Origin of the sequence: Clostridium sp. AF21-20LB, from assembly GCF_003478795.1 — a bacterium.
In the GTDB taxonomy this organism is placed as follows: domain Bacteria; phylum Bacillota; class Clostridia; order Lachnospirales; family Lachnospiraceae; genus Otoolea; species Otoolea fessa.
In genome coordinates this window covers 206975-233072 of the sequence record NZ_QUGD01000001.1, presented here as the reverse complement: position 1 = coordinate 233072, position 26098 = coordinate 206975, and the positions used below count along the sequence as shown (strand labels likewise).

Here is a 26098-nt window from a genome sequence, read left to right as displayed (position 1 = left end):
TTCCAATGAGCAAAGGAACGATAAAGAAGGTAGCAGGACCGCTGGTTATCGCCAGCGGGATGCGGGATGCCAATATGTTTGACGTCGTCCGCGTCAGCGACGAACGTCTGATTGGCGAGATCATAGAGATTCACGGAGATGAAGCGTCGATTCAGGTATATGAGGAGACTTCCGGTTTAGGACCTGGCGAGCCGGTAGAGTCGATGGATGTGCCGCTTTCGGTTGAACTGGGACCGGGGCTCCTGACGAGTATCTACGATGGAATCCAGCGACCGCTGGACGATATCATGAAGGAGACGGGCAGCAACAACTTAAAGCGCGGCGTTGAGGTTCCGTCCTTAAAGCGTGATAAGAAATGGCAGTTTGTGCCGACCGTGAAAGCGGGCGACAGCGTGGAAGCAGGCGACATCATCGGTACCGTGCAGGAGACGCTGATCATTGAGCATAAAATTATGGTGCCGTATGGTGTAAAAGGTACGGTCAAAGAGATCAAGAGCGGTGAATTTACGGTGGAGGAAACTGTAGCGGTCATTGAGACGGAAAACGGTGAAAAAGAGCTTACAATGATGCAGAAATGGCCGGTTCGGCGCGGACGTCCGTACCAGACGAAGCTGCCGCCGATAAAACCGCTGATCACCGGACAGCGTGTCGTTGACGCATTTTTCCCGATCGCCAAGGGCGGCGTGGCAGCCGTGCCGGGACCGTTCGGAAGCGGCAAGACTGTCATCCAGCATCAGTTAGCGAAATGGGCAGAGGCGGACATCGTCGTTTACATCGGCTGCGGCGAGCGCGGCAACGAGATGACGGATGTTTTAAATGAGTTCCCGGAGCTAAAGGATCCGAAGACCGGTCACTCCCTGATGCAGCGGACTGTGCTGATTGCCAATACTTCGGATATGCCGGTAGCAGCCCGCGAGGCATCAATTTACACGGGTATTACGATCGCAGAGTATTTCCGCGACATGGGTTATTCGGTGGCACTGATGGCGGATTCCACCTCCCGATGGGCGGAGGCGCTGCGAGAGATGTCGGGCCGTCTGGAAGAGATGCCGGGCGAGGAAGGTTATCCGGCGTACTTAGGAAGCCGTCTGGCACAGTTCTATGAGCGTGCCGGTCATGTTATCTGCTTGGCAGGGACGGACGCGAGGGCGCGCTGTCTGCGATCGGAGCCGTATCTCCGCCAGGCGGCGATATTTCCGAGCCGGTTTCTCAGGCGACGCTGCGTATCGTCAAGGTATTCTGGGGACTCGATTCGGCGCTGGCGTACAAGCGACACTTCCCGGCGATCAACTGGCTGACCAGCTATTCCCTGTATGTGGACAATCTGGGAAAATGGTTTGATGAGAATGTATCGGATGAGTGGATGAGCTGCCGCCAGGGTCTTATGAGCCTTCTGCAGGAAGAGGCAGAGCTGGAGGAGATCGTAAAGATGGTCGGCATGGATGCACTGTCCCCGATCGACCGCCTGAAAATGGAAGCGGCGCGCTCGATCCGTGAGGATTTCCTGCATCAGAACTCCTTCCATGAGATTGACACGTATACACCGCTGCAGAAACAGTTCCGCATGATGAAGCTGGTGCTGGCGTTCTATGAGCAGTCGAAGAAGGCACTGGAAGGCGGCGCGTCCATCCAGAACCTCATCAAGATGCCGGTGCGCGAACAGATCGGACGTTTTAAATATACGAAGGCAGAAGACGTGGAGAAAGAGTATCAGGCAGTCCTCGAAGAACTTGCGAAAGAGGTTGCCGATGCGGCTGGAAAGGGGGCATTCTAAATGCCGAAAGAATATAGAACCATACAGGAGGTTGCAGGTCCTCTGATGCTGGTGCAGGGCGTGGAAAATGTTACCTATGACGAGTTAGGCGAGATTGAGCTGGCGAGCGGTGAAAAGAGACGCTGCAAGGTGCTGGAGATCGACGGCGGCAATGCGCTGGTACAGCTTTTTGAGAGTTCCACGGGTATCAACCTTTCAAATAGTAAGGTGCGTTTTTTAGGCAGAACGATGGAACTTGGCGTATCGGAGGATATGCTGGGACGCGTCTTTGACGGTCTGGGCAATCCAATCGACGGCGGTCCGGAGATCCTGCCGGAGGAACGCCGCGATATCAATGGTCTGCCGATGAACCCGGCGGCGAGAAGCTATCCGCAGGAGTTTATCCAGACGGGTGTTTCCGCGATCGATGGTCTGAATACACTGGTCCGCGGTCAGAAACTGCCGATTTTCTCGGCGTCCGGTCTGCCGCATGCGAATCTGGCAGCCCAGATTGCGAGACAGGCGAAGGTGCGCGGCACGGACGAACCGTTTGCCGTTGTCTTTGCGGCGATGGGTATCACCTTTGAGGAAGCGCATTTCTTTACCGAGAGCTTTAAGGAGACGGGCGCGATCGACCGTACCGTCCTGTTTATCAACCTGGCAAACGATCCGGCGGTTGAGCGTATCGCGACCCCGCGTATGGCGCTGACGGCTGCCGAGTATCTGGCATTTGAGAAAAATATGCACGTTCTCGTTATCCTGACGGATATCACGAACTACGCGGATGCGCTGCGAGAGATTTCGGCTGCCCGCAAGGAAGTTCCGGGACGCCGTGGTTATCCGGGTTATATGTACACGGATCTTGCATCCCTGTATGAGAGAGCCGGACGCCAGAGAGGCAAGAATGGTTCGATCACGATGATTCCGATCTTAACCATGCCGGAGGATGACAAGACGCACCCGATCCCGGACTTAACCGGATATATTACCGAGGGACAGATTATCTTAAGCCGTGATCTGTACCGCAAGGGCATCACACCGCCGATTGACGTACTTCCGTCGCTGTCCCGTCTGAAAGATAAGGGAATCGGCGAGGGCAAGACGCGTGCCGACCATTCGAACACCTTAAACCAGCTCTTTGCGGCGTATGCGCGCGGCAAGGAAGCGAAGGAACTCATGGTGATCCTGGGCGAGGCGGCATTGTCCGATGTTGACTTAATTTATGCAAAATTTGCGGACGCCTTTGAAAAAGAATATGTTTCACAGGGCTACAATACGGACCGCGATATCGAGGAGACGCTGCGGATTGGCTGGAAACTGCTTTCCATCCTGCCCAGAAGCGAGCTGAAACGTATCGATGAGAAGTATCTGGATCTGTATTATGGGAAAGAGTAAAAATGCCTGTGCATGGCGGATGCGCTTGAAAACGAAAGTGGCGTGTCATAACGCGGCTGCGGGAGCTGGCGGATCTGTCGTGACAAAGTGATTGCAGGAGAGAGGTGGTACGCATGGCATCGACACAGGTCAACCCGACCCGAATGGAGCTTACGAGGCTGAAAAAGAAGCTGGCGACAGCCACGCGGGGACATAAACTGCTGAAGGATAAGCGGGATGAGCTGATGCGTCAGTTCCTGGATCTGGTCCGGGAAAATATGGCGCTGCGCCAGAAAGTGGAGGCGGGCATCCGGAGTGCGAATGTGAATTTCGTCATCGCTAAAGCCGGGATGTCCGAGCAGGCGTTAAATACCGCGCTTGCCGCGCCGAAACAGGCGGTTTATCTGGAAGCAGACAAGAAAAACGTAATGAGCGTCGATATTCCGGTGTTCCATTATAAGACCCGGACGGCGGATGAGAACGATATTTACTCGTATGGATTTGCGTTTACTTCGAGCGATCTGGACGGGGCAGTCAAGTCGCTGGCGGACATTCTGCCGGATATGCTGCGGCTGTCCGAGACAGAGAAAGCCTGCCAGCTCATGGCAGCCGAGATCGAGAAAACGCGCCGGAGAGTCAATGCGCTGGAACACGTAATTATTCCGGAGGCGCGCAAAAATATCAAATATATCACGATGAAGCTGGATGAAAATGAGAGAAGCACGCAGATCCGCCTGATGAAGGTGAAGGATATGATGCTGGAGGAGAAGCATCATTATAAGGAGAAGCGGGAGCTTTGTTCGTGATGATGAAAATGCCTCTTCTGGCGGCTTTAGGGCTGTCAGGGGAGGTTTTTTTGCACATAGTTGTGAAAATGACGGGACGAGCCCACGAGGTTCGAACCGCCCTTTCGATATACCTTTGTTCGCTTGCTTTCACTACAGATGTTCGCCCATGACGGACTGCGTCCGCCCTGTTCGGACACCTGTGTTCAAGATGCGTACAAAGATATATGAAAGGCGGTTCGGACCTCGCGGGCTCGTCCCTGTGTATTGGAAAAATAAAAGAGACAGAAAAAAGTAAAGTATTTATTGGAAATATTTGGTAGAATAGGAGGAAATGAGGGGAGGAATTTTGCATGGCAAAGCAGGTACAGAGGGCGATCGGCTGGGTGGCAGCATTTCTTTTGGCGGTGGGGATGTTGTTCCTGCCGGTTTCGAAGGCGTATGCGGGTCCGGTATCGGGCGGCAGTCCTGGAAGTGGAGAGATGAGAGGTGTCTGGGTTTCGTATCTGGACTGGAATGGATGGGCGAAGGATGAGGCTGGATATAAGAAAGCGATGGATCAGACACTGGACCTCTGTGTACAGAAGGGGTTAAATGCGGTTTTCCTACAGGTTCGCCCGGATGGAGATGCGATGTATCCGTCACAGTATTTCCCGTGGTCGAAATTTGCCTCTGGAAAACAGGGAAAGAATCCGGGGTATGATCCGCTGGCATATGCGGTGCAGGCGGCGCATCAGCGGGGCTTGCAGCTTCATGCGTGGATCAATCCGTACCGGATCACGGGGTATCTGAACCGTTATTCGGATCTGTGTGCGTCAAATCCGGCGATCGCGTGGGCGAAGGACGGGGACAGTTCGAATGACCGGTGGGTATTGTGCCAGAATGGTGAGTATTATTACAATCCGGCGATTCCGCAGGTGCGCCAGCTGATTATTGACGGTGTGAAAGAGATCGTGACGAATTATGAGGTGGACGGCATCCATTTTGATGATTATTTCTATCCGAATCTCGATGACAGCAAGGCGGAAACATGGTTTGATTATCCGGAGTACCAGGCGGGCGGCACATCGCTGAGTGTGGCGGCGTGGAGACGGAATAATGTCAATGAGCTGGTAAGGGGAGTTTATAGTGCGGTCAAGTCGATCCGTCCGCAGGCATTGTTCGGTATCAGCCCGGAGGGATATTTACAGAACCTCCGAAAAGATACCCGACAGTTTACAGATGTGGATGCGTGGATGACCCAGAGCGGCTATGTGGATTACCTGATGCCGCAGATTTACTGGGGATTTGAGGCGAAGCAGAACGGCCAGGCAGCGGGCTATGCGTTTGCAAACTGCCTGAATGAGTGGGTGACGCTGAAAAAGAAGGGAAATGTGAAGCTGTATGTCGGTCTGGCGCTCTATAAGACCGGAACAGATGCAGTGGACGGCAACGAGGTGCCGGAGTGGCAGCGGTATCATGATATCATGAAGCGCGAGGTGCAGGCTGGACGGGCAACCGGACAGGTGAGCGGTTACTGCTTCTATGATTTATCGTCCCTGACGCGTGCGGCGGCAGCGGAGGAAGTGGCGAATGTGACGGCGCTGTTCCATTAAGTGCTCCCAGATAGTTACTGTTCACGCATACGTGCCCAGTAACGGAATTTGCCGTGGCTTCGCATTTAAATACGGCAAATTCCTGCTGCCACCACGTTTTCTACGGCACTTTCGGTTCCAAAAGTGCCTACCCGTGAACGGTAACCATGATACCTTGTTGGAGAAATGGAAACCCCTGTGGATGATTGCAACCACAGGGGTTCTGTGTTATACTGGACATACGATTGCAGTAAAAATGTTGTTGTTTACATAATGTTCAGATGGCAGCAAATATACGGACGAGGAGAGGGAAGATGAAAAAAACAGCACTTGTCATTATGGCAGCCGGAATCGGAAGCCGTTTTGGCGGAGGGATCAAACAGCTGGAGCCGGTGGGTCCGAATGGGGAGATCATTATGGATTACTCTATCCATGACGCGCTGGAAGCTGGATTTGACCGGATTATCTTTGTGATCCGCCATGATTTGGAGGAGGACTTCAAAGAAGTGATCGGGAACCGGATTGAGAAGATTGCGCCGGTGACATACGCATTCCAGGAGCTTTCGGATGTACCGGAGGGATTCAGTGTCCCGGCAGACCGGAAAAAACCGTGGGGAACTGGACAGGCGATTTTGAGCATCCGCGGACTGGTCGAAGAGCCATTCCTGGTGATCAATGCGGATGATTATTATGGAAAAGAAGTGTTCCGAAAGATTCATACATACATGGTGGAACAGATGGACGTGAACGCACCGGTGTATGATATCTGCATGGGCGGCTTTATTCTGGCAAATACGCTCAGCGAGAACGGCGGCGTGACACGCGGCGTCTGTGAGGTGGGCGAGGGAGAGATTTTAAAACGCGTAACCGAAACCTACAATATCCAGAAGACAGCGGACGGCATGACGGCGACGGACAAAGAGGGGAATCCGGTTTCGGTTCAGGAGAACCAGCATGTATCGATGAATATGTGGGGACTCACACCGGGCTTTGTGGAGGAGCTGGAAAAAGGATTTCCAGAGTTTCTTGCGGGGCTGAAAGAGGGCGACGTGAAGTCGGAGTACCTGCTTCCGACGATCATCGATCAGATGATCCACGACGGGCGCGCAAGGGTGAAACTTCTGGAGACGCACGACTGCTGGTTTGGTGTGACCTACCGTGAGGATAAGGAGAGCGTGACGGAGTCGATCCGGGCGCTGATTCGTGAGGGCGTGTACCCGGAAAAACTGTTTTGACAATTTGAAGAACAGTTTAAAGAAACAGAATTATTTAAAAAGATAAAACATCATGAGAACGATACTGCGAAATGGAACAGCTGATTTGGCTGTGCAGAGGATAACGTGAAAAACGGTACGTGAGAATAACATGATACGCATAAATCCTGCATAGGATACCATGTAAGCCTTGAATTAAGGGGGAATGGCAGTCCGATGCAGGATTTTGCATATTTTAAGAGTCTTTATCCGGCTGCATGTAAGCAGATGCAGCTTTGCGTGGAAGCGGTCTGTGATGAGCTGGAGTATGAGGGGAGTCCCATCTATGATGAATATCCGGATCGGATCTTTCTGGAAAAACTGACAAAACGGGCACTGGAAAAATGGCAGAAGGTTTATCCGGCTGGAACGGAGAGGACGGATACACTGACGACCTATATGAAGGCGGCGGACGTGGGCACTGTATCCACAGAAGAAGGAACGGCGATGGTGGAAAATTCCCTGAAAATAGATTCTCCTGGTGGAGAAAGAGAAGAGAATCTGGCGGGAACCAGCATACAGCCGCATCTTCCTGGAAATGATGTATGGTATGGACCACTTCGGGGCGAACAGAAGGGCGGAAACGCTGGATATATGGTGTGGGAGGCGGATGAGCCGAATCTGACCGCGCAGGAGCGCCGTCCATGGAGTCCGCCGCCGGGACCGCGCCCGGGAGGACCAGGAAATCCGTGGGGATCGCCGCCCCCGCCGCCGGGACCGCGTCCGGGGAGACCGGGGAATCCGTGGGGAGCGCCGCTTCAGGATTTTCTTCAGGTTTTATTAATGAATGAGCTGCAGGAGCGAAGACGGTGTCGGAAGTGCTGAAATGGCAATTTTCAGGTGTGAATTTTCTGAATTAAAATGCGGTAACATCCAGGTGTGACAACGAATTTTACCGATTTGGAAAAAGAACAATCGGGTTACTGGGCACGTATGTGTGAACAGTAACACAATCGGAGTTCTTACAAATCATAGAAATTCTGGAATTTGAAGCCTGCTTGTGTTATACTGAAACAAAGGCTGCCGCCGGGACAGATGGGTGCCTGCGGCAGTTTTTGGCGTGCATGACAAAACGGAAACAGTTCGGCGGGTAGATTTTCCTGTACCTGTGAAGATACGGAACTGGTATGGTGGAGCGATAAAAGGAATTGATTTGATATATGAAGAAAAACTTGAAAAAGATACTGATTTTACTGATTTTATTTGTGCTGGCATCAGCCGGTTATTTTACCTGGTCCTGGATGCAGCTGCGGGAGGATGGGGCAGCCTATACCTCGATTGAGGACGCGAACCTTCCAGTCGCTTATGTGAATATTCTGGGGCGGCGGATGAACGAGCTGGACGGTTTCGTGGAGGACAGCCAGAAAGCGGCTGGACGCGGGGATCTGACGCTGCTTCCGGCAGACCGGAAACTGTCGGTGACGATCGACAAGCTGGACTCCCAGATTACGGGGATGCAGTATGAGATCCGCAGTCTGGACGGCGAACGTCTGGTAGAACGGACAACGCTTGACCACTGGGAACAGTCAGGGGAAGAGGTTTCTGCGGAGCTTCCGATCCAGAACCTTCTGACGGAGGAAAGCGAATACCGCTTAACGATTGCGATCGCGACGGAAAAGCACCCGGCGATCTATTTTACACGCGCGTGATGTGGCAGCAGGAGAGCCGTGTGCAGGAGATGGTCGATCTGGCGGTGTCCTTTTCTGAAAAGACGTTTGATTATGATTCAGCGAGGGAGCTGACGACCTATCTGGAGACGGATCCGAATGCGGACAACAGTTCGTTGGGACATGTGACGTTAAAAAGCGATTTCAGCCAGCTGACCTGGAAAGGGCTTTCGATGGAGCGGGTCAGCGAACCGGAAATTCATCTGCGGGAGCTGCAGGGCATCATTGGGACGATCGATTTAAAGTATGTTGTAAGTGAGATGAAGGATGGCAAGGCGGCTGCTTATTACGATGTGATCGAGAGCTTCACGATGAAGCTGGGCGCACAGCGCATCTACATGATGAATTATGACCGCCGCGCGGACCAGATTTTTACGGGGGAGAGCAGCGCCTATTCTGGCGACCGGATTCAGCTGGGGGTTTCGGATGCGGAGGATCTGCAGTCGATGCAGGATGAAGCGGGGAAATACCGTGCCTTTGTGGCAAACCGGGCGCTCTGGATTTATGATACAGGAAAAAAAGAGAGCACAAAGGTATTTGCGTTCCGCAAGAGCGAGAATGATACGAGGGTCAATTATGATACCTACGGAATCAAGATTCTGGATGTGAGCGAGGCAGGCCAGATTGATTTTGCCGTGTACGGCTATATGAGCCGCGGTAACCACGAGGGAACGACGGGAATCGCGCTGTACCGCTATGATAGTGCGGGAAATGCCCTGACAGAGCGGCTGTATCTGCCGGCATCGACCGATTACGGCAACCTGCGCCAGGATATCAACCAGCTGTGCTACTTAAGCGGCGGCCAGACACTGTATGTGCTGATGAACCATGCGGTTTACAGTATCGATCTGACGGGAAAAGAGTACATGGTGGTGGCAGATGGCCTGACGGAGGAAAATTTTGCAGTCAGCACGGATGCCTCCCGGATTGCGTGGCAGGATGGGGCGGATATTTACCGTTCGACCAAGCTGCATGTCATGAATCTGGAGACAGGCAAGAAGGATGAGATTTCCTTTCCGGATCAGACCGTGATCCGGCTGATCGGATTTGTCGGAACCGACTTAGTCTACGGGCTTGCCCATCCGAACGAGCAGCTTACGATGGACGGACGCGTGACGGGGCTTCCGCTGTATGCGGTCGAGATCGTCGGCAGCAATATGGAGATGGAGACCCGCTATGAGAAGCCGGGTGTCAGCCTGGTGGATGTGCGGATTCAGGACAGCCGGGTTCATCTGTCACGGATGCACCAGATAGGAAGCGGCTATCAGCCGATGGACGAGGACACGCTGGTCTGTAATGAGGAAGTGTCGAAAGATCCACTGGATGGAATCGCTACGTTAAATGACAGCGCAAAGGGGCGTCTCTACTGCGTCAAGCTGGATGCAGGCAAGACGGCACGGAGCACGAAGGTGCATGTTCCGAAGCAGGTGGCAGCAGAAGAAAATGATGTGATTGTGCTTCAGAACAATGGCGCGGCTGCACAGCGGATTTACAGTGCCTACAGCGAGGGACGCCTGAAAGGCTCGTATGCGGAATTTTCCAGCGCGGTGCAGGCAGCTTACGATGGCATGGGACTCGTAACGGATGAAAATGACCGGGTTGTCTGGGTGAGAGCAAACCGGAGCGACGCGAAGACAATCCGCGACGTACAGAATATGGCGGGAACCGTCAGCCGCTATCTGTCGGATATGGCGGACGGAAAGACGACCTCCTCGGATGGCACAGAGTTAATCGACGCACGCGGGCTGACGCTGAACCAGATTCTCTACTTTGTCTACGCGGGCATGCCGGTGGTGGCATATCTGGGAGACGGAAGCTATGGTTTGATCTGTGGATACGACGCGTACAACATCTCCTGTCTCTGGTATCCGGGCACGGAATTTGCCTACACGGATAAGATGGGACTCAACGATGCAGCGGCATTTTTCGAGGGAAACGGAGGCAATGATTTCATTTGTTTCCTTTCCAATTAAGGGAAAAACGGAAATTACTGTTCACGGGTAGGCACTTTTGGAACCGAAAGTGCCGTAAGAAAACGTGGTGGCAGCAGGAATTTTCCGTATTAAAATGCGAAGCCACGGCAAATTCCATTACTGGGCACATATGCGTGAACAGTAATAAACGGAAAGCCAGTGCTTTACAAATTGAGATGTTATGATATAATCATGTAGATAACGTGATATAAATTTAAGAAAATATTAAAGATTTGAGGCGCCGTCTGGCGCGTGTAAGTATCGTAAGATAATAGATTTTGAGGTGCAGAATGGAACAATTTATTATGAAGGGCGGAAATCCGCTGGTAGGCGAAGTGACTATCAGCGGAGCGAAGAATGCGGCGCTGGGAATCTTGGCGGCATCGATTCTGACTGACGAGGATGTTTTAATAGAAAATCTGCCGGACGTGCGTGATATCAACGTGTTTCTGGAGGCTGTTTCGGAGATTGGCGCGATGGTAGACCGGATTGACCGGCACACTGTCCGCATCAATGCGAAGGGGATTCATGCGATCCATGTGGATGACGAGTACATCCGCCGGATCCGAGCTTCCTACTATTTTATTGGCGCCCTGCTTGGCAAGTACAAAAGCGCACAGGTTCCGCTTCCGGGCGGATGCAACATCGGCAGCCGTCCGATCGACCAGCATTTAAAGGGCTTCCGTGCCCTCGGTGCGAAGGTGCAGGTGGAAAATGGCGCGGTGCTCGCACATGCGATTGATTTAGTTGGTACCCATATTTATCTGGATATGGTGTCGGTCGGCGCGACGATCAATATCATGATGGCAGCGACGCTGGCAGAGGGCGAGACGATCATCGAGAATCCGGCGAAAGAACCGCATGTCGTCGATGTGGCGAACTTCTTAAACAGCATGGGAGCCAATGTCAAGGGTGCCGGAACCGACGTGATCCGCATCCGCGGCGTCCACAAGCTGCATGGAACCGAATATTCGATCATCCCGGACCAGATCGAGGCAGGTACATTTATGTGTGCGGCAGCGATCACCCGCGGCGACGTGATGGTACAGAATGTCATTCCGAAGCATCTGGAAGCAATTTCTGCGAAGCTTATCGAGATGGGCTGTGAGGTGACGGAGTTTGATGAGGCGGTTCGTGTTGTGGGACGCCCGAGCCATGTGCATACCGATATCAAGACACTTCCGTATCCGGGATTTCCGACTGATATGCAGCCGCAGATCACTGTGACACTGGCACTGGCAGAGGGAACCAGTGTAGTGACTGAGAGTATTTTTGAAAACCGTTTTAAATATGTGGACGAACTTGCCCGTATGGGTGGACGCATCAAGGTAGAGGGCAATACCGCGATCATTACCGGCGTGAAGAAGCTGACCGGAGCACAGGTGGAGGCACCAGATCTGCGCGCAGGCGCTGCCCTGGTCATTGCGGGGCTGGCAGCGGAAGGATATACGACCGTTGATGAGATCGGTTATATCCAGAGAGGCTATGAGCATTTTGAGAAGAAGCTGCAGGGACTTGGCGCGGTGATCGAGAAAGTCGATTCTGAGAAAGAGGCGCAGAAGTTCAGACTCAAAGTGGGCTGATAAAAAAGAATGCGGTGTCACATATTGCTTGACAGACACCGCGGAGTATGTTATCGTACTGTTGAAACTTTTAACAATTAAAAAGTTCGTATATATCCCTTATTCAGAGTGATGGAGATACAAAGGATCTATGAAGTCACGGCAACCCCGTTACATGGGACTGAAAATTGGTCTCAGCAGGGAACGGAAGGTGCCAGCCTGAGCGAGGAACCGGGAGATCGGTTTATCGAGCAATAAGAGGATTTGATCGAGATAATCAAGTCCGTGTTGCTGCGGACTTTTTTTATGTCTTATGACAAACTTATCAAAGGAGGAAATATGGAGAGATTACTTTTTACATCTGAATCAGTAACCGAAGGACATCCGGATAAAATGTGTGATCAGATTTCCGATGCGATTCTGGACGCGCTCTTAGAGCAGGATCCGATGAGCCGTGTGGCTTGTGAGACGGCGACGACAACCGGTCTGGTTATGGTTATGGGCGAGATCACAACGAAAGGCTATGTGGATATCCAGAAGGTAGTCCGCAATACCGTCCGTGAGATCGGTTATGACCGTGCGAAATACGGTTTTGACTGTGATACCTGCGGCGTGATCGTGGCACTGGACGAGCAGTCCCCGGATATCGCGATGGGAGTTGATAAAGCGCTGGAGGCAAAAGAGAACAAGATGACCGACGAGGAGCTGGAGGCAATCGGTGCCGGCGATCAGGGTATGATGTTTGGTTATGCGACCAACGAAACGGATGAATATATGCCATATCCGATTTATCTGGCACACAAACTGGCACGCCAGCTGACCAAGGTCCGCAAAGACGGAACCCTGCGCTACCTGCGCCCGGACGGCAAGACACAGGTAACCGTAGAGTACGATGAGAACGGCAAACCATCCCGTCTGGATGCAGTGGTTCTTTCCACCCAGCATGACGAGGAAGTAACCCAGGAGCAGATCCATAAGGATATTAAAAAATATGTATTTGACGAGATTCTGCCGGCAGAGATGGTTGATGAGAATACAAAATTCTTTATCAATCCGACCGGACGTTTCGTTATCGGCGGTCCGCATGGAGACAGCGGTCTGACCGGACGTAAGATCATTGTGGACACCTACGGCGGCATGGCGCGTCACGGCGGCGGCGCATTCTCCGGAAAAGACTGCACAAAAGTGGATCGTTCTGCTGCATACGCAGCCCGCTATGTTGCGAAAAACATCGTAGCAGCTGGACTGGCAGACAGATGTGAGATTCAGCTTTCCTATGCGATCGGTGTTGCACAGCCGACCTCCATCATGGTAGATACATTCGGAACCAGCAAGTTGCGTGAGGATCAGCTGGTTGAGATGATCCGCAAGCACTTTGACCTGCGTCCGGCTGGCATCATCAAGATGCTTGACCTGCGCCGCCCGATCTACAAACAGACGGCTGCATACGGACATTTCGGTCGCGACGATCTGGATCTTCCGTGGGAGAAGCTGGATAAGGTGGATGAATTAAAGGCGTATCTGTAAAAGTAGGAAACGCTGCAGGGATATCTGCCCGTAAAAAATCATAAGATCAGAACGAGGGGGCTGCCGCTTTTGCGGTAGTCTCTTTTATTACACAAAAAGGCACATGCTTTTTTATTTATAATACTTTTAGAGACGTAATCTGCAAAATATGATACACTATTTGTGGAAGATATCAGGAGCAAAAGCGCAGAAGTCCGACGCAGTTTTGCGGGAGGATTTTTGTAGGGGCAATCTGGTATCAGACCGGGCAATGACTGGAGGAAATAGGATGAAGATACGCACACGTCTGGCGATTGCTTTTGTGACGATTACGGTCGTTCCGATTGTGCTCATATTTGTGGCGGCGTTCGGACTCGTAAACTATCAGGAGCATCTGTTTCAGAAAACATACGGGCTGTCGGAGCAGATCGATCTGCTCTCCGGCAATCAGACACAGGTGTTTAACCGGCTGACGCAGGGAATCCAGGAGGAGATCCGCGAGGCGGTCGGGAAAAATACAGATTTATTTGAAGAACCGGCTTATTTGAGCAAGGTCAATGAAGAACTGCGCGATAAATATTCGTATCTGGTCATCCGCAAGGGCAAGGACATCACATTCTGCGGAAGCGAGGATGGACGCGAGCTCTGCGAACGGCTGGCGCCGTACGGTGATCAGGGAAGTATGGCAGGCAGTATTTACATGGATGGCGAGGAACAGCATCTGGTCAAACAGATCGATTTCCGGTTTTCAGATGATTCACAGGGCAGTGTGTTCATCGTGACGAACGTCGGGGATTATGTGCCGGAGATCAAGGCGCTGCTCGGAGAGATGCTGCTTCTCGGCGTGCTGATCATCAGTTTTATGGGCGGTCTGCTGATCATGTGGATCTACCGTTCTCTGCTGCGTCCGCTGCACAAGCTGCAGGAGGCGACCAAGCAGATCCGGGATGGAAATCTGGACTTTACGCTCGATGTGGATGATGAAGATGAGATCGGAATGCTCTGCCAGGATTTCGAGGAGATGCGCCTGCGTCTCAAGGAATCGCAGGAAGAAAAACTCCAGTACGACAAGGAGAGCAAAGAGCTGATCAGCAATATTTCCCATGATCTGAAGACTCCGATCACGGCGATCAAGGGGTATGTGGAAGGCATTCAGGATGGCGTGGCTTCTTCACCTGAGAAATTGAATAAATATATTCGGACGATTTATAATAAAGCAAACGATATGGATCGATTGATTGACGAGCTGACGTTCTATTCGAAGATTGATACGAACAAGATTCCGTACAACTTTTCAAAGATCAATGTGGCGGAATATTTTGGTGATTGTGTTGAGGAAGTTGGTCTGGATATGGAGACGCGCGGCATCGAGCTGGGATATTTCAACTATGTGGACGAGGATGTGGTCGTGATCGCGGACGCGGAGCAGATGAAGCGAGTGATCAACAACATTATCGGAAATTCGCTCAAATATCTGGACAAGAAAAAGGGTATTTTAAATATCCGCATCAAGGATGACGGCGATTTTATCCAGGTCATCATCGAGGACAACGGAAAGGGAATCGCGGCGAAAGATCTGCCGTATATTTTCGACCGTTTCTACCGGACGGATTCGTCGAGAAATTCGTCCAAGGGCGGTAGCGGCATCGGGCTTTCGATCGTAAAGAAGATTATCGAAGATCACGGCGGACGCATCTGGGCGACCAGCAAGGAAGGCATCGGAACGGAGATCCATTTCGTTTTGCGCAAGTATGTCGGGGCATAGTGATTTGAAGTTTGGTCGTTTAAATAAAAACAGCAGGAGGAATTCACAGATGAGCAGAATATTAATCGTAGAAGACGAGGAGAGTATTGCAGAGCTGGAAAAAGACTATCTGGAGCTTTCTGGTTTTGAGGTTGAGATAGAAAATAATGGAGAAACGGGACTGAAACGCGGCATGGAGGAAGATTTTGACCTTCTGATTCTTGATCTGATGCTGCCAGGGGTCGATGGCTTCGAGATCTGCAAGAAGATCCGGGAAGTAAAAAACACACCGATCATCATGGTATCTGCGAAAAAGGACGATATTGACAAGATCCGCGGTCTGGGACTGGGCGCGGACGATTATATCACGAAACCATTCAGTCCGAGCGAGATGGTGGCGCGTGTCAAGGCGCATCTGGCGCGTTATGAGCGCCTGATCGGCAGCGGTATGCCGGAAAACGAGATCATCGAGATCCGGGGACTCAAGATTGATAAGACTGCCCGCCGCGTTTACATCAACGGCGAGGAGAAGAACTTCACGACGAAGGAATTTGACCTGCTGACCTTTTTAGCACAGAACCCGAACCATGTATTTACCAAGGAAGAACTCTTCCGCGAGATCTGGGATATGGAGTCGTTGGGAGATATCGCGACGGTTACCGTGCATATTAAGAAGATCCGTGAGAAGATCGAGTTCAACACGGCGAAACCGCAGTATATTGAGACGATATGGGGCGTTGGATACCGGTTTAAAGTCTGATGACTGGATAAGCCACATAAAAACGACCCTTGGGAAACGCAAACAGGAGCGCTTTCCAAGGGCCGTTTTATATTTCATAGGAAATTGCGTCCTATGAAATATAAAATGCTCCGCGAGGATGCGCACTCGCGCGAAGCAGAAACATGTCGCAAGCGACCGCGCGAGACGCCCGAATGTGCCAAGGCACATTCTTTTTTATTCCAACAGGATTTGGTTTGCCCGCTTCAGATCGTTTTCGTCCGGGATACGGATGCCGGACAGGGAATAGGGAATGCCAAGCGTTTCCCATTTATAGATGCCGAGCGTGTGGTAGGGGAGAATTTCTACCTTTTCCACATTTGAAAGTGTGTCCAGAAATGCACGGATTCCATGCAGGTTGGCTGGATCATCGGTAATGCCGGGGACTAAAACATGCCGGACCCACATGGGCTTATGAATCTGGTCTAAAAACCGGGCAAAGGAAAGAATGGATTCGTTGGAGTGCCCAGTCAGAAGACGATGTTTTTCTGGATCGATGTGTTTCAGATCCAGAATAACAAGATCGGTGTGCTCTAAAAGCGTGGTCAGGCGGGAAAAGAAAGGTTCGGCGGTGGTAAATGGCTGTCCCGCGGTGTCCAGTGTGGTGTGAATGTGCTGTTCTTTGGCAAGCTGGAAAAATTCACACAAAAAGTCAGCTTGAAGGAGCGGTTCTCCGCCGCTGACGGTGATGCCGCCGCCCCCGCGCCAGTAACTCCGGTAGCGGAGTGCCTGGCGAAGAAGTGCTTCCGGGATGATTTCCTGCGAACCGGTGTGTTTAGATGGACAAGAAACACCTCGGAAAGAGCGGATGCGCCGGAAGTGCGGGTGGAGGCGTCCGGGAGGGAAAGTCCCTTTGGCAGTACCCATGTATCCGGATTGTGGCAGTAGCGGCAGCGCATGAGACAGCCCTGCATGAATACCACGAAGCGGACACCGGGACCGTCTACGGAGCCGAAGGTATCGATGGAATGAATATAACCGGTATGCATCGTTACAGCACCTCATGGCAGGTACGGGCGATCACGTCGAGCTGCTGTTCTCTGGTCAGATTGATAAATTTAACGGCATATCCGGAAACACGGATGGTGAAGTTGGCATATTCCGGCTTTTCCGGGTGTTCCATCGCGTCTTTCAGTTTTTCGATTCCAAAGACATTTACATTTAAATGATGCGCGCCCTGATCAAAATATCCGTCCAGGACGTGAACCAGGTTGTTTTTCCGCTCTGTCTCGGAGTGACCGAGCGCCCCCGGTGCAATCGTTTCTGTGTTGGAGATGCCGTCGAGCGCATATTCATATGGAAGTTTTGCGATCGAGTTTAAAGAAGCGAGCAGACCGTTCTGCTCTGCGCCGTAGGAAGGAGTTGCGCCCGGGGCAAACGGGGTGAATGCCGGCCGTCCGTCCGGAAGTGCGCCGGTTGCCTTGCCATATACAACATTGGAGGTGATCGTGAGGATGGAGGTGGTTGCCTCGGAATTCCGGTAGGTGTGGTATTTTTTTACTTTATGTAAAAAGGTTTTTAACAGCCATACGGCAATCTCGTCGGCGCGGTCGTCATCGTTTCCGTAGCGTGGGAAATCGCCCTCTGTCTCAAACTTGCGGGCGATGCCGTATTCATCACGGATGACCTTCACTTTTGCATACCGGATCGCGGAGAGAGAATCGACCACGTGGGAGAAACCGGCGATTCCGGTGGCAAAGGTACGCCGGACATCCGTGTCGATCAACGCCATCTCAGCGGACTCATAGTAATATTTATCGTGCATATAGTGAATCAAATTGAGGATATTCACATAAATGCCCGCCAGCCAGTCCAGCATCTGATCGTATTTATGCATGACTTCCTGATAATCGAGGTATTCGGATGTGATCGGCGCATACGCCGGACCAACCTGCATCGGGCGTCCGTCTTTGGTAGTGTATTTCTCGTCTCTGCCTCCGTTGATGGCATAGAGAAGGCATTTGGCAAGATTGGCACGGGCGCCGAACAGCTGCATTTCCTTGCCTGTCTGGGTGGCGGAGACGCAGCAGCAGATACTGTAGTCGTCCCCCCAGATGGGACGCATGACATCGTCGTTTTCATACTGGATCGAGGATGTGTTGATGGAGATTTTGGCAGCATATTTCTTAAATGCCTCTGGCAGGCGGGAAGAGTAAAGTACGGTCAGGTTTGGTTCCGGGGACGGTCCCATATTTTCCAGCGTATGTAAAAAGCGGAAATCGTTTTTCGTTACCATCGGACGCCCGTCTTGTCCCAGACCGGCAACCTCCAGCGTTGCCCAGACCGGATCGCCGGAGAAAAGTTGGTTGTAGGATGGAATCCGGGCAAATTTTACCATGCGGAATTTCATTGTCATATGGTCGATTAATTCCTGTGCCTCGGCTTCGGTCAGTGTTTTTTCTGTTAAATCCCGGTTGATGTAGATATCAAGGAAGGTGGAAACGCGTCCGACACTCATGGCGGCACCGTTCTGGGTCTTAACGGCAGCGAGGTAACCGAAGTAGAGCCACTGGACGGCTTCTTTGGCATTGGAAGCCGGACGGGAGATATCAAAACCATAGATGGCAGCCATCTCCTGAATGCCCTTTAGAGCGCGGATCTGCTCGGCGAGCTCTTCCCGCTGGCGGATGATGTCATCAAACATGGCACCATTTCCGCAGCGTTCCAGATCCTTTTTCTTTTCCTGAATTAGGAAATCGATTCCGTACAGGGCGATCCGGCGGTAGTCGCCTACGATTCGGCCGCGTCCGTAGGTATCCGGAAGCCCGGTGACAATATGGCAGTGGCGGGCGGCTTTCATTTCCGGGGTATATGCATCGAAGACGGCCTGGTTGTGGGTTTTGTGGTATTCGGTAAAGATTTTATGAAATTTTGGATTGACATGGTAGCCGTAGGTTTTGGCGGCTTCCTCCGCCATCTTGATTCCGCCGAATGGCATAAATGCCCGCTTGAGTGGTTTGTCGGTCTGAAGTCCGATGATGCGTTCCAGATCTTTAAGCTCCGGATCGATATATCCCGGACCATAGGCAGTCAGGCTGGATACGATTTCAGTTTCGCATTCGAGCACACCGCCCTTTTCGTGCTCTTCCTTCTGAAGCTTTTGAAGGCGTTCCCAGAGCAGATGAGTGGCACTGGTTGGGGCAGCGAGAAAGCTTTCATCGCCATCATATTGCGTATAGTTGTTCTGGATGAAATCGCGGACGTTCACTTCGTCGGTCCATTTGGAGCCCAGAAAACCTCTCCAGGCCGTTTGAAAGATAGGTGTGTTTTGGAATGTTTGATACATAGCAGACATGTGTTTCCCTCCTGGTTGAAAAATTTCGATCCCAGCAGAGACAGTGAGAGTGAAAAAAAAGTAAAAAAAATACCCACGGTCTGTGCTGTGACGCCCAGACGGTCGGCAATTTCCAGTCATACTTCATGTGGTTGATCCACTTATCCGTCAGTTGTATGACTGCTATGTTTAAGATATATCAGAACCGAAGAGGAATGTCAAGCTATATTTTGGGGAAGAGGTAGCAGTGAAGAGGTAACAGTTCAAGTCCGTAGCTGTTCACAGTAACAAAAAGAGTGCCGGAAAGAGTGGACATTTAGCAAATGACTTGATAAAATGAGTGAAGTTTTAGGACAGATGGGAATGAAAAAGGGATAAAAAGTTGCTGGGCACGATGCTTGAACAGTAATGATGAAACCTGAATTTGACAGAAATGACAGAAGAGAGGAAGGAAATGCTGGAAAAATTTTGTGTCGGGCTGGTGCGGATTTTGTTGGGAGGAATTCTTTTTTTCCTGACACTGCTCAGCGCGTTTGTGACCTGCCGGGTCTATGGCGGTTCTGAGATTGTACAGTATGGAAGGGACAGTCTGTTTCTGCACCTGTTTTTTGGTGCGGGTGTGATTGGACTGACGGTGTTTTACAGGCGGAGAAAGGAACGAAAGCGCCTTGTGGGAAAAGAAAAAGTGCAAAATGGCGGCGAAGAACGGAAACGTATCTGCCGGAAAAACCAATGGCTTCTTTTAGCGGCTGCTGCCTATCTTTTTTGGATTCTCCTTGTCCCGTCCTGGGGCGGTTCTGACTCTCATCAGTGTATGGCGTCCGCGCAGGGACTTCTGCAGGGCGATTTCAGCGCCTGGGAGCCGGTGGCGTATTCGTATGGGACAGCGGAAGGACCGCTTGGGTATGCGTACACTTACCCGTCTCAGAACGGCTGATTCTCTATATGGCAGTGCTGGTATTTTTCTTTGGGGATGTGGCGTATGCAGTTTTCCAGATTTTAAATATCGGTTTTTTTATTCTGGGAATCGTGAGCCTGCAGCGGATGACGGTCCGGGGAAACGAAAGGTGCAGCTTGCTTTTGTGGATGGCGTGCTGTCTGCCATTTTCTTTCTATATCCTCTTCGTGTACGGCACGATGCCAGGATTTGGACTTTCGTGTCTGGCGATGGAACGTCTGATGCGGTATGTGGAAGAGGGGCGGGGAAGAGACTTCTGGATTGGCGCGGCAGCAGTAGCGGCGGCGGTGATCCTCAAGTCGAATTATGAGATTGTGCTGGTGGCGCTGTTTTTGTATCTGGCATCCTCGGGAGTCTTTCGAAGGAAAGCACGCCTGCTGGTGGCAGCGGTGCTTCTGATTACAGTGTATGTGATTGGAAACCGGGGGATTCAGACAGGAATTTCTTCCGTGACCGGACGCACGGTATCGGACGGTGCGCCGATGATTGCCTGGGTGCAGATGGGACTGGAGGAGAGCAAACGTGGACCGGGCTGGTACAATGGCTATCAGGTAAAACTCTTTCAGAAGGCAGATGGGGATGCGGATCTGGCGGCCGCATGGGCGCAGGCAGATTTGCGGAGAACGATTTCAGATATGGCAGGGGAACCGGCGAAAGCCGCTGATTTCTTTGTTCGGAAGATCGAGTCAATCTGGGCGGAACCGACCTTTCAGAGTCTCTGGATCCAGGAGGTGGGAAATACCTCCTGGGCGGAGGGAAGCCCGCCATGGGAGCTTTTCAAGGAAGAAGGGGGTCTGAACCGGCTCTATGTTTTTGCGGCGAATCTGTTGCAGACGTTTGTGTATGCGATGGCGTGTGTATGGGTGATTGCCGGGATGAGTGCCAAAGGAAGCCGAAGTAAGCATGTCCTGATGAAACGAACATGGGAAAAGAGGATAGAAGCAGAAAAGGCAGAAAAAACTGTGAAAGCTGTGAAAAAACAGGGAATGGAAACGGTCTGGGAGAGGCAGGAACGTGGAGAACCGGACAGATGGGGGATGCTGCTTCCGGGAATCGTGTTTATTGGGGGATTCCTGTTCCATCTGGTCTGGGAGGCGAAGGGGCAGTATTCGGTGGTGTATTTTATGCTGCTGCTGCCGTATGCGTATCTGGGGATGGAAAGAGTGGCGGATGTATTTTTAGACGTGACAGGTGCCGGGAAAGAATGATGGTTTGAGATAAAAAAGATACTGGGAACAGCCTGAAATAAGCCGTTTTCAGTATCTTTTTATGGTTTAAAAGAGTTAGGATTTCTAAAAATCCATTAAAAATTGCAATGATAAATCCGCTCCGCCGCCTGATAGAACACAGTTTCCCAGTATTTTTCCGGAATCAGCCGTTTCGTAATTTCGATGTAATCTTCATAGTTGGCGAGCGGCCAGTCGGTGCCGAACATGAGCTTATCATAGTCGCGGATGTAGGCAAGCCAGGTTTTCAGGGTGCTGATATACCCGCTCTGCTCTTCCAGAAACTCCGGAATGTCAAATTTGCCCTCTAAAAGCCCAGAGAGGTCGGCGGCGACATTTTCATTTTTCTCGACAACGGCGGCGGCATCCATCAGCCACGGGTTGCCGAAGTGGCACATGACGAACTGGACATCCGGATGGCGGACGGCGGCTTCATCGAGGGTCAGCGGATGGCTGTATTTGATGAATGCTTTGGAACCGGCGGTCTGTCCGGTGTGGATGGCAACCGGCTTTTTATACGCCTTGGCGAGGTCGTAGATCGGTTCGAAGCGCTCGTCGGTAACGTAGATGGAATCATATCCCGGATAGAGTTTGATGCCGACGCAGGTATTCCGTTTTAAGTTTTCTTCGACAAGATCGCATGTCTTCTGAATCTTTTCCGGCGTCAGTTTTCGTGCTTCGACGCCGACGCAATAGCGCAGAAAATCCGGGTATGTGTGATTATCCGGGTGAACGCCGCGGTTTCCCATGACGATGCCGCCGACGATATTATATTTCTGAAAGCATTCCCGCAGATGCTCTTCATTATTGATATGACCGGCTTCGATGGCAATCTCATCGAAATGCGGGTAACCGGGACAAAAGTGCAAATGTGAATCAATGATTTTCATAATGATAACAGGCGCCTGTATCAAAAACCTTTTGGAAAAAGAACGGCGCTGTCCTCCTTTCTGCTGTGATGTATGTCTGGAAGTTTTGAGAAAATCCGGTGCAACAAAACTTCGGGTGTATATGAATAAGAAATGCAGTAACAGTCCGGCAGGTTCATAGAGCATGCAGCAACTGTATGAAATCAACTGTTAGTGTAGTCCCAAATGGGGTGGATGTCAAATTTTTCTCCATCTGTTTGACATCCACACTATGATCTGGTATAGTGATAGCTATGCGTATTGCAAAGGGGCAAACTGCCTCTTTCTTTTTTTGTAAATATTCCGGAAGAATGCAAAAAAAAGATAACTAATATGATATATGAAATGTATCTCCGGAATGTGCAGACCGTTAATCAGACAATGAAAGGAATAGAATGGAAACAATCAGATTTGAAGATTTAGAGTTAGATGCAAAGATCATGCGCGCGATCACCGATATGGGATTCGAGGCGGCTTCTCCGATTCAGGGCCAGGCGATTCCGCTGGAACTGCAGGGACTGGATATCATCGGACAGGCACAGACCGGTACCGGTAAGACGGCTGCGTTTGGTATTCCGCTGTTACAGAAGATCGATCCGAAGAATAAGAAGCCGCAGGCGATCATTCTCTGCCCGACCCGTGAACTTGCCATCCAGGTATCTGAGGAGATCCGCCGCCTGGCAAAATACATGCACGGTGTCAAGGTTCTGCCGATCTACGGCGGACAGGAGATCGGACGTCAGATCCGTTCCCTCAAGGATGGTGTGCAGGTTATCATCGGTACGCCGGGGCGTGTGATGGATCACATGCGCCGCAAAACCGTCAAGATGGATCAGATCCACACGGTTGTCCTCGACGAGGCGGACGAGATGCTGAACATGGGCTTTTTAGAGGATATGGAAACCATCTTAAGCGCACTGCCGGAGGAGAGACAGACGCTGATGTTCTCAGCGACGATGCCGCAGGCGATTCAGCGGATCGCGACGAACTTCCAGAAAGATCCGCAGATTGTGCGCGTGGTCAAGAAAGAGCTGACCGTTCCGAAGGTAACCCAGTATTATTATGAAGTAAAACCGAAGAACAAGCTGGAGGTTATGTGCCGTCTGCTGGATCTCTATGATCCGAAGCTCTCAGTGGTATTTTGCAACACGAAAAAGCAGGTCGATGAGCTGGTACAGGGCTTACAGGGACGCGGCTATTTTGCAGAAGGGCTTCACGGCGATTTGAAACAGGAGCAGCGTGACCGTGTCATGCGTGCATTCCGTACCGGACGGACGGACATTCTGGTGGCAACGGATGTGGCAGCCCGCGGTATCGACGTCGATGATGTTGAGGCGGTATTCAACTATGATGTACCGCAGGATGACGAGTATTATGTACATCGCATCGGACGTACCGGCCGTGCCGGACGCGAGGGCAAGGCGTTTAACCTCGTAGTCGGCAAAGAGGTTTACAAGCTGCGCGAGATCCAGCGCTACTGCAAGACCCGCATCATTCCGCAGGCGATTCCGTCTCTGGACGATGTGACCTCCATCAAGGCGGATAAGATTCTCGACCAGGTGGGCGAGGTGCTGCAGGACAGCGATCTGAGCAAGGTGATCGATATTGTAGAAAAACGTGTGCTGGAAGAGGACTACACGACGCTCGATCTGGCAGCAGCGCTACTCAAAATGATGATGGGCGAAGAGGGCGAGGAGCTCTTAGAGGAGAACCGCCCGCTGCGTGAGCTGGAGGATCTCGAGGATGAGAGCCGCCGCAGCCGTGGTGGAAGAAACGGCAGAGGAAGCCGTGGCAGAAATGAGGATGTAGCGCGTCTCTTCATTAACATCGGAAAGAACCAGGGCATCCGTCCGGGTGATATCCTCGGTGCGATCGCCGGAGAATCCGGCATGCCGGGACGTATGGTCGGAAGTATTGATATGTTCGATAATTACACATTCGTCGAGGTGCCGAGAGAGCATGCGGACGTTGTATTGCAGGCGATGCGCGGTGCGAAGATCAAGGGCAAGAACGTGCATATGGAGAAGGCGAACCGGAAGTAAAGAGCATATTGAAATTATATTTGGCATATGCTATAATGCCATTAGGCGAAAAGACAAAAGTGTTCAAAGTGGCACAAAAACAAATCCCTCAGGTGCGGGCACACCTGAGGGATTTTATTCCATTTGGGCGAGGTGGCTTAAGCCTCTGGCTGACTACCTAACGATGTCCGTCCAACCACTTGCATATGTAATAGGCGATTACACTTGCCACGACGGACACAAGAAAAGACAGAAATATATTCAAAATGGCACACCCCCTTTCTGCACCTGTCTAGGGGTGGTAGCTGTATTAGTATATCATAAAGATAAAATTATAAAAAGTCATCTTTGAGATGTTTTGTTTGTCTCAAAGATGACTTTTTATCTTAATAACTTTAAAATTTGCTCTTACAGCTCCGCCGTAATAAAAATATCATAAATCGCTTTCACAGCCGCCTCGAAATCTGCGTTCTTCACGCCGATGATGATGTTGAGTTCACTGGAACCCTGGTCGATCATCTTGACGTTGATGCGGGCGTGTGCCAGAGCGGAGAAGATGCGTCCGGCAGTGCCGCGGGTGGACTTCATGCCGCGTCCTACGACGGCGATGAGTGCTAAATCGGACTCAAGCTCGATGGAATCCGGCTGTACCGCGCGGTGGATGTTGGAGATAACGAACTGCTCATTCTGTTCGAATTCGGACTGGTGTACGAAGATGGTCATCGTATCGATTCCGGATGGCATATGCTCGAAGGAAATACCGCAGTCCTCGAAGACGCCCAGAACTTTTCTCCCAAACCCAATTTCGGAGTTCATCATCGCTTTCTCAATGGTGACAGAGCAGAATCCAGTCTTTCCGGCAATACCGGTGATGGTGTATTTCGGCTTCCGGCAGGTATTCTCGACGATGAGTGTACCCGGATCCTCCGGCTTGTTGGTGTTGCGGATATTGATCGGAATGCCCTCACGGCGTACCGGGAAGATGGCATCCTCATGAAGGACGCTTGCACCCATGTAAGCCAGTTCACGCAGTTCTTTGTAGGTGATGGTCTCGATTGGAACCGGATTTTCCACGATGCGCGGGTCGGTTACCAGGAAACCGGATACATCGGTCCAGTTCTCGTAGAGGTCTGCGTGAATCGCGCGGGCTACGATGGAACCGGTGATATCAGAACCACCGCGGGAGAAGGTGTGGATTGTCCCGTCTGGATTGGAACCGTAGAAGCCCGGGATAACGGCGCGCTCAGTGTGCGCGAGGCGTTCTGCCAGCTCTTCATTGGTTTTCTCGGACAGGAATGTACCGTTCTCGTCAAAGAAGATTACCTCGGCGGCATCGATGAACTCATAACCCAGGTAATGGGACATGATGATACCGTTTAAGTACTCGCCGCGGGAAGCTGCGTAATCGCTGCCCTTTTTGGCGATGAAGTTTTCTTCGATGGTCTTGAATTCATAATCAAGGTTTAAGTTTAACTCCAGACCGTCGATGATCTGCTCATAGCGCTCTTTGATGGCGGAAAGAAGCTTGCCGTAGCTTGCGCCGGTGGAAGCTGCCTCGTAGCAGGCATAGAGCATATCAGTTACCTTGGTGTCATTTTTGTTGCGTTTGCCCGGAGCAGACGGTACAACGTAGAGTCTGGATTTATCAGCACGGATAATATCTCCGACTTTTTTGAACTGTTTTGCGCTGGCGAGGGAACTTCCGCCAAACTTTACTACTTTCTTCATGATGTTCTTTGTTC

General features: G+C 51.4%; 17 protein-coding genes, 2 pseudogenes and 2 riboswitches. Of the genes and pseudogenes, 15 read left to right on the top strand and 4 right to left on the bottom strand.

Going from position 1 to position 26098, the window contains the following annotated elements; translation table 11 throughout:
* Positions 1-5 precede the first annotated feature (5 nt).
* The 12 genes and pseudogenes from DWX76_RS01220 to DWX76_RS01170 all read left to right on the top strand — a co-directional run bounded on the left by DWX76_RS01220 (position 6) and on the right by DWX76_RS01170 (position 15951).
* Positions 6-1774, top strand: a pseudogene (locus tag DWX76_RS01220) (V-type ATP synthase subunit A).
* Entirely contained in the window at positions 1775-3148 is a 1374-nt protein-coding gene (locus DWX76_RS01215) for a V-type ATP synthase subunit B (protein WP_022358662.1), read from the top strand.
* Between the two features lie 113 nt (positions 3149-3261).
* Positions 3262-3933 carry a V-type ATP synthase subunit D gene (locus DWX76_RS01210; protein WP_022358661.1) on the top strand — a complete coding sequence of 224 codons (672 nt, stop codon included), beginning with the start codon at positions 3262-3264 and terminating at the stop codon, positions 3931-3933.
* Positions 3934-4265: 332 nt separating this feature from the next.
* Positions 4266-5507, top strand: coding sequence for a glycoside hydrolase family 10 protein (locus tag DWX76_RS01205; protein ID WP_117796524.1), 1242 nt, complete (start codon positions 4266-4268; stop codon positions 5505-5507).
* Between the two features lie 293 nt (positions 5508-5800).
* Positions 5801-6721, top strand: a complete 921-nt coding sequence (locus DWX76_RS01200; protein ID WP_022358659.1) for a nucleotidyltransferase family protein — start codon at positions 5801-5803, stop codon at positions 6719-6721.
* 195 nt (positions 6722-6916) lie between these two features.
* Positions 6917-7564 (top strand): hypothetical protein, encoded by a 648-nt coding sequence (locus tag DWX76_RS01195; protein ID WP_118569977.1) that lies wholly within the window; start codon positions 6917-6919, stop codon positions 7562-7564.
* Positions 7565-7899: 335 nt separating this feature from the next.
* The gene (locus tag DWX76_RS14180; protein ID WP_243022417.1) at positions 7900-8388 is read left to right on the top strand and encodes a hypothetical protein; all 489 of its coding nucleotides are present in this window, start codon (positions 7900-7902) and stop codon (positions 8386-8388) included.
* Positions 8389-8408: 20 nt separating this feature from the next.
* Complete coding sequence (locus DWX76_RS01190; protein ID WP_243022416.1) at positions 8409-10379, top strand: hypothetical protein; 1971 nt, start codon at positions 8409-8411, stop codon at positions 10377-10379.
* A gap of 290 nt (positions 10380-10669) precedes the next feature.
* The gene (locus DWX76_RS01185) at positions 10670-11962 is read left to right on the top strand and encodes a UDP-N-acetylglucosamine 1-carboxyvinyltransferase (RefSeq protein WP_022359474.1); all 1293 of its coding nucleotides are present in this window, start codon (positions 10670-10672) and stop codon (positions 11960-11962) included.
* A gap of 96 nt (positions 11963-12058) precedes the next feature.
* Positions 12059-12202, top strand: a riboswitch (SAM riboswitch).
* A gap of 78 nt (positions 12203-12280) precedes the next feature.
* Positions 12281-13468 carry a methionine adenosyltransferase gene (gene metK, locus DWX76_RS01180; RefSeq protein WP_022359473.1) on the top strand — a complete coding sequence of 396 codons (1188 nt, stop codon included), beginning with the start codon at positions 12281-12283 and terminating at the stop codon, positions 13466-13468.
* 268 nt (positions 13469-13736) lie between these two features.
* Positions 13737-15212: a sensor histidine kinase gene (locus tag DWX76_RS01175; protein WP_118569976.1), complete on the top strand. Its 1476-nt coding sequence runs from the start codon at positions 13737-13739 to the stop codon at positions 15210-15212.
* Positions 15213-15261: 49 nt separating this feature from the next.
* Positions 15262-15951 (top strand): response regulator transcription factor, encoded by a 690-nt coding sequence (locus tag DWX76_RS01170; protein WP_022359471.1) that lies wholly within the window; start codon positions 15262-15264, stop codon positions 15949-15951.
* Positions 15952-16146: 195 nt separating this feature from the next.
* Here DWX76_RS01170 and DWX76_RS01165 read toward each other — a convergent pair.
* Together DWX76_RS01165 and pflB are read right to left on the bottom strand one after the other, a co-directional pair.
* Positions 16147-16958: pseudogene (locus DWX76_RS01165) on the bottom strand (radical SAM protein).
* A gap of 2 nt (positions 16959-16960) precedes the next feature.
* A complete protein-coding gene (pflB, locus tag DWX76_RS01160; protein WP_270233725.1) occupies positions 16961-19264 on the bottom strand; it encodes a formate C-acetyltransferase in 2304 nt (767 codons plus the stop codon).
* Positions 19265-19349: 85 nt separating this feature from the next.
* Positions 19350-19429: riboswitch (ZMP/ZTP riboswitch) on the bottom strand.
* A gap of 268 nt (positions 19430-19697) precedes the next feature.
* Between pflB and DWX76_RS01155 the strand changes: the two genes are divergently transcribed.
* Both DWX76_RS01155 and DWX76_RS01150 read left to right on the top strand, forming a co-directional pair.
* Complete coding sequence (locus tag DWX76_RS01155) at positions 19698-20180, top strand: hypothetical protein (RefSeq protein ID WP_118569975.1); 483 nt, start codon at positions 19698-19700, stop codon at positions 20178-20180.
* A gap of 8 nt (positions 20181-20188) precedes the next feature.
* A complete protein-coding gene (locus DWX76_RS01150) occupies positions 20189-21409 on the top strand; it encodes a hypothetical protein (RefSeq protein WP_118569974.1) in 1221 nt (406 codons plus the stop codon).
* 95 nt (positions 21410-21504) lie between these two features.
* Here DWX76_RS01150 and DWX76_RS01145 read toward each other — a convergent pair whose 3' ends face one another.
* Entirely contained in the window at positions 21505-22317 is an 813-nt protein-coding gene (locus DWX76_RS01145; protein WP_022359467.1) for an amidohydrolase family protein, read from the bottom strand.
* A gap of 413 nt (positions 22318-22730) precedes the next feature.
* On the opposite strand from DWX76_RS01145, the gene DWX76_RS01140 reads away from it, so the two are divergent.
* Entirely contained in the window at positions 22731-24377 is a 1647-nt protein-coding gene (locus tag DWX76_RS01140; RefSeq protein WP_107000818.1) for a DEAD/DEAH box helicase, read from the top strand.
* A gap of 387 nt (positions 24378-24764) precedes the next feature.
* Here DWX76_RS01140 and DWX76_RS01130 read toward each other — a convergent pair whose 3' ends face one another.
* On the bottom strand, positions 24765-26084 hold the full coding sequence (locus tag DWX76_RS01130; protein ID WP_118569973.1) for an aspartate kinase: 1320 nt from the start codon (positions 26082-26084) through the stop codon (positions 24765-24767).
* Positions 26085-26098: the final 14 nt, after the last annotated feature.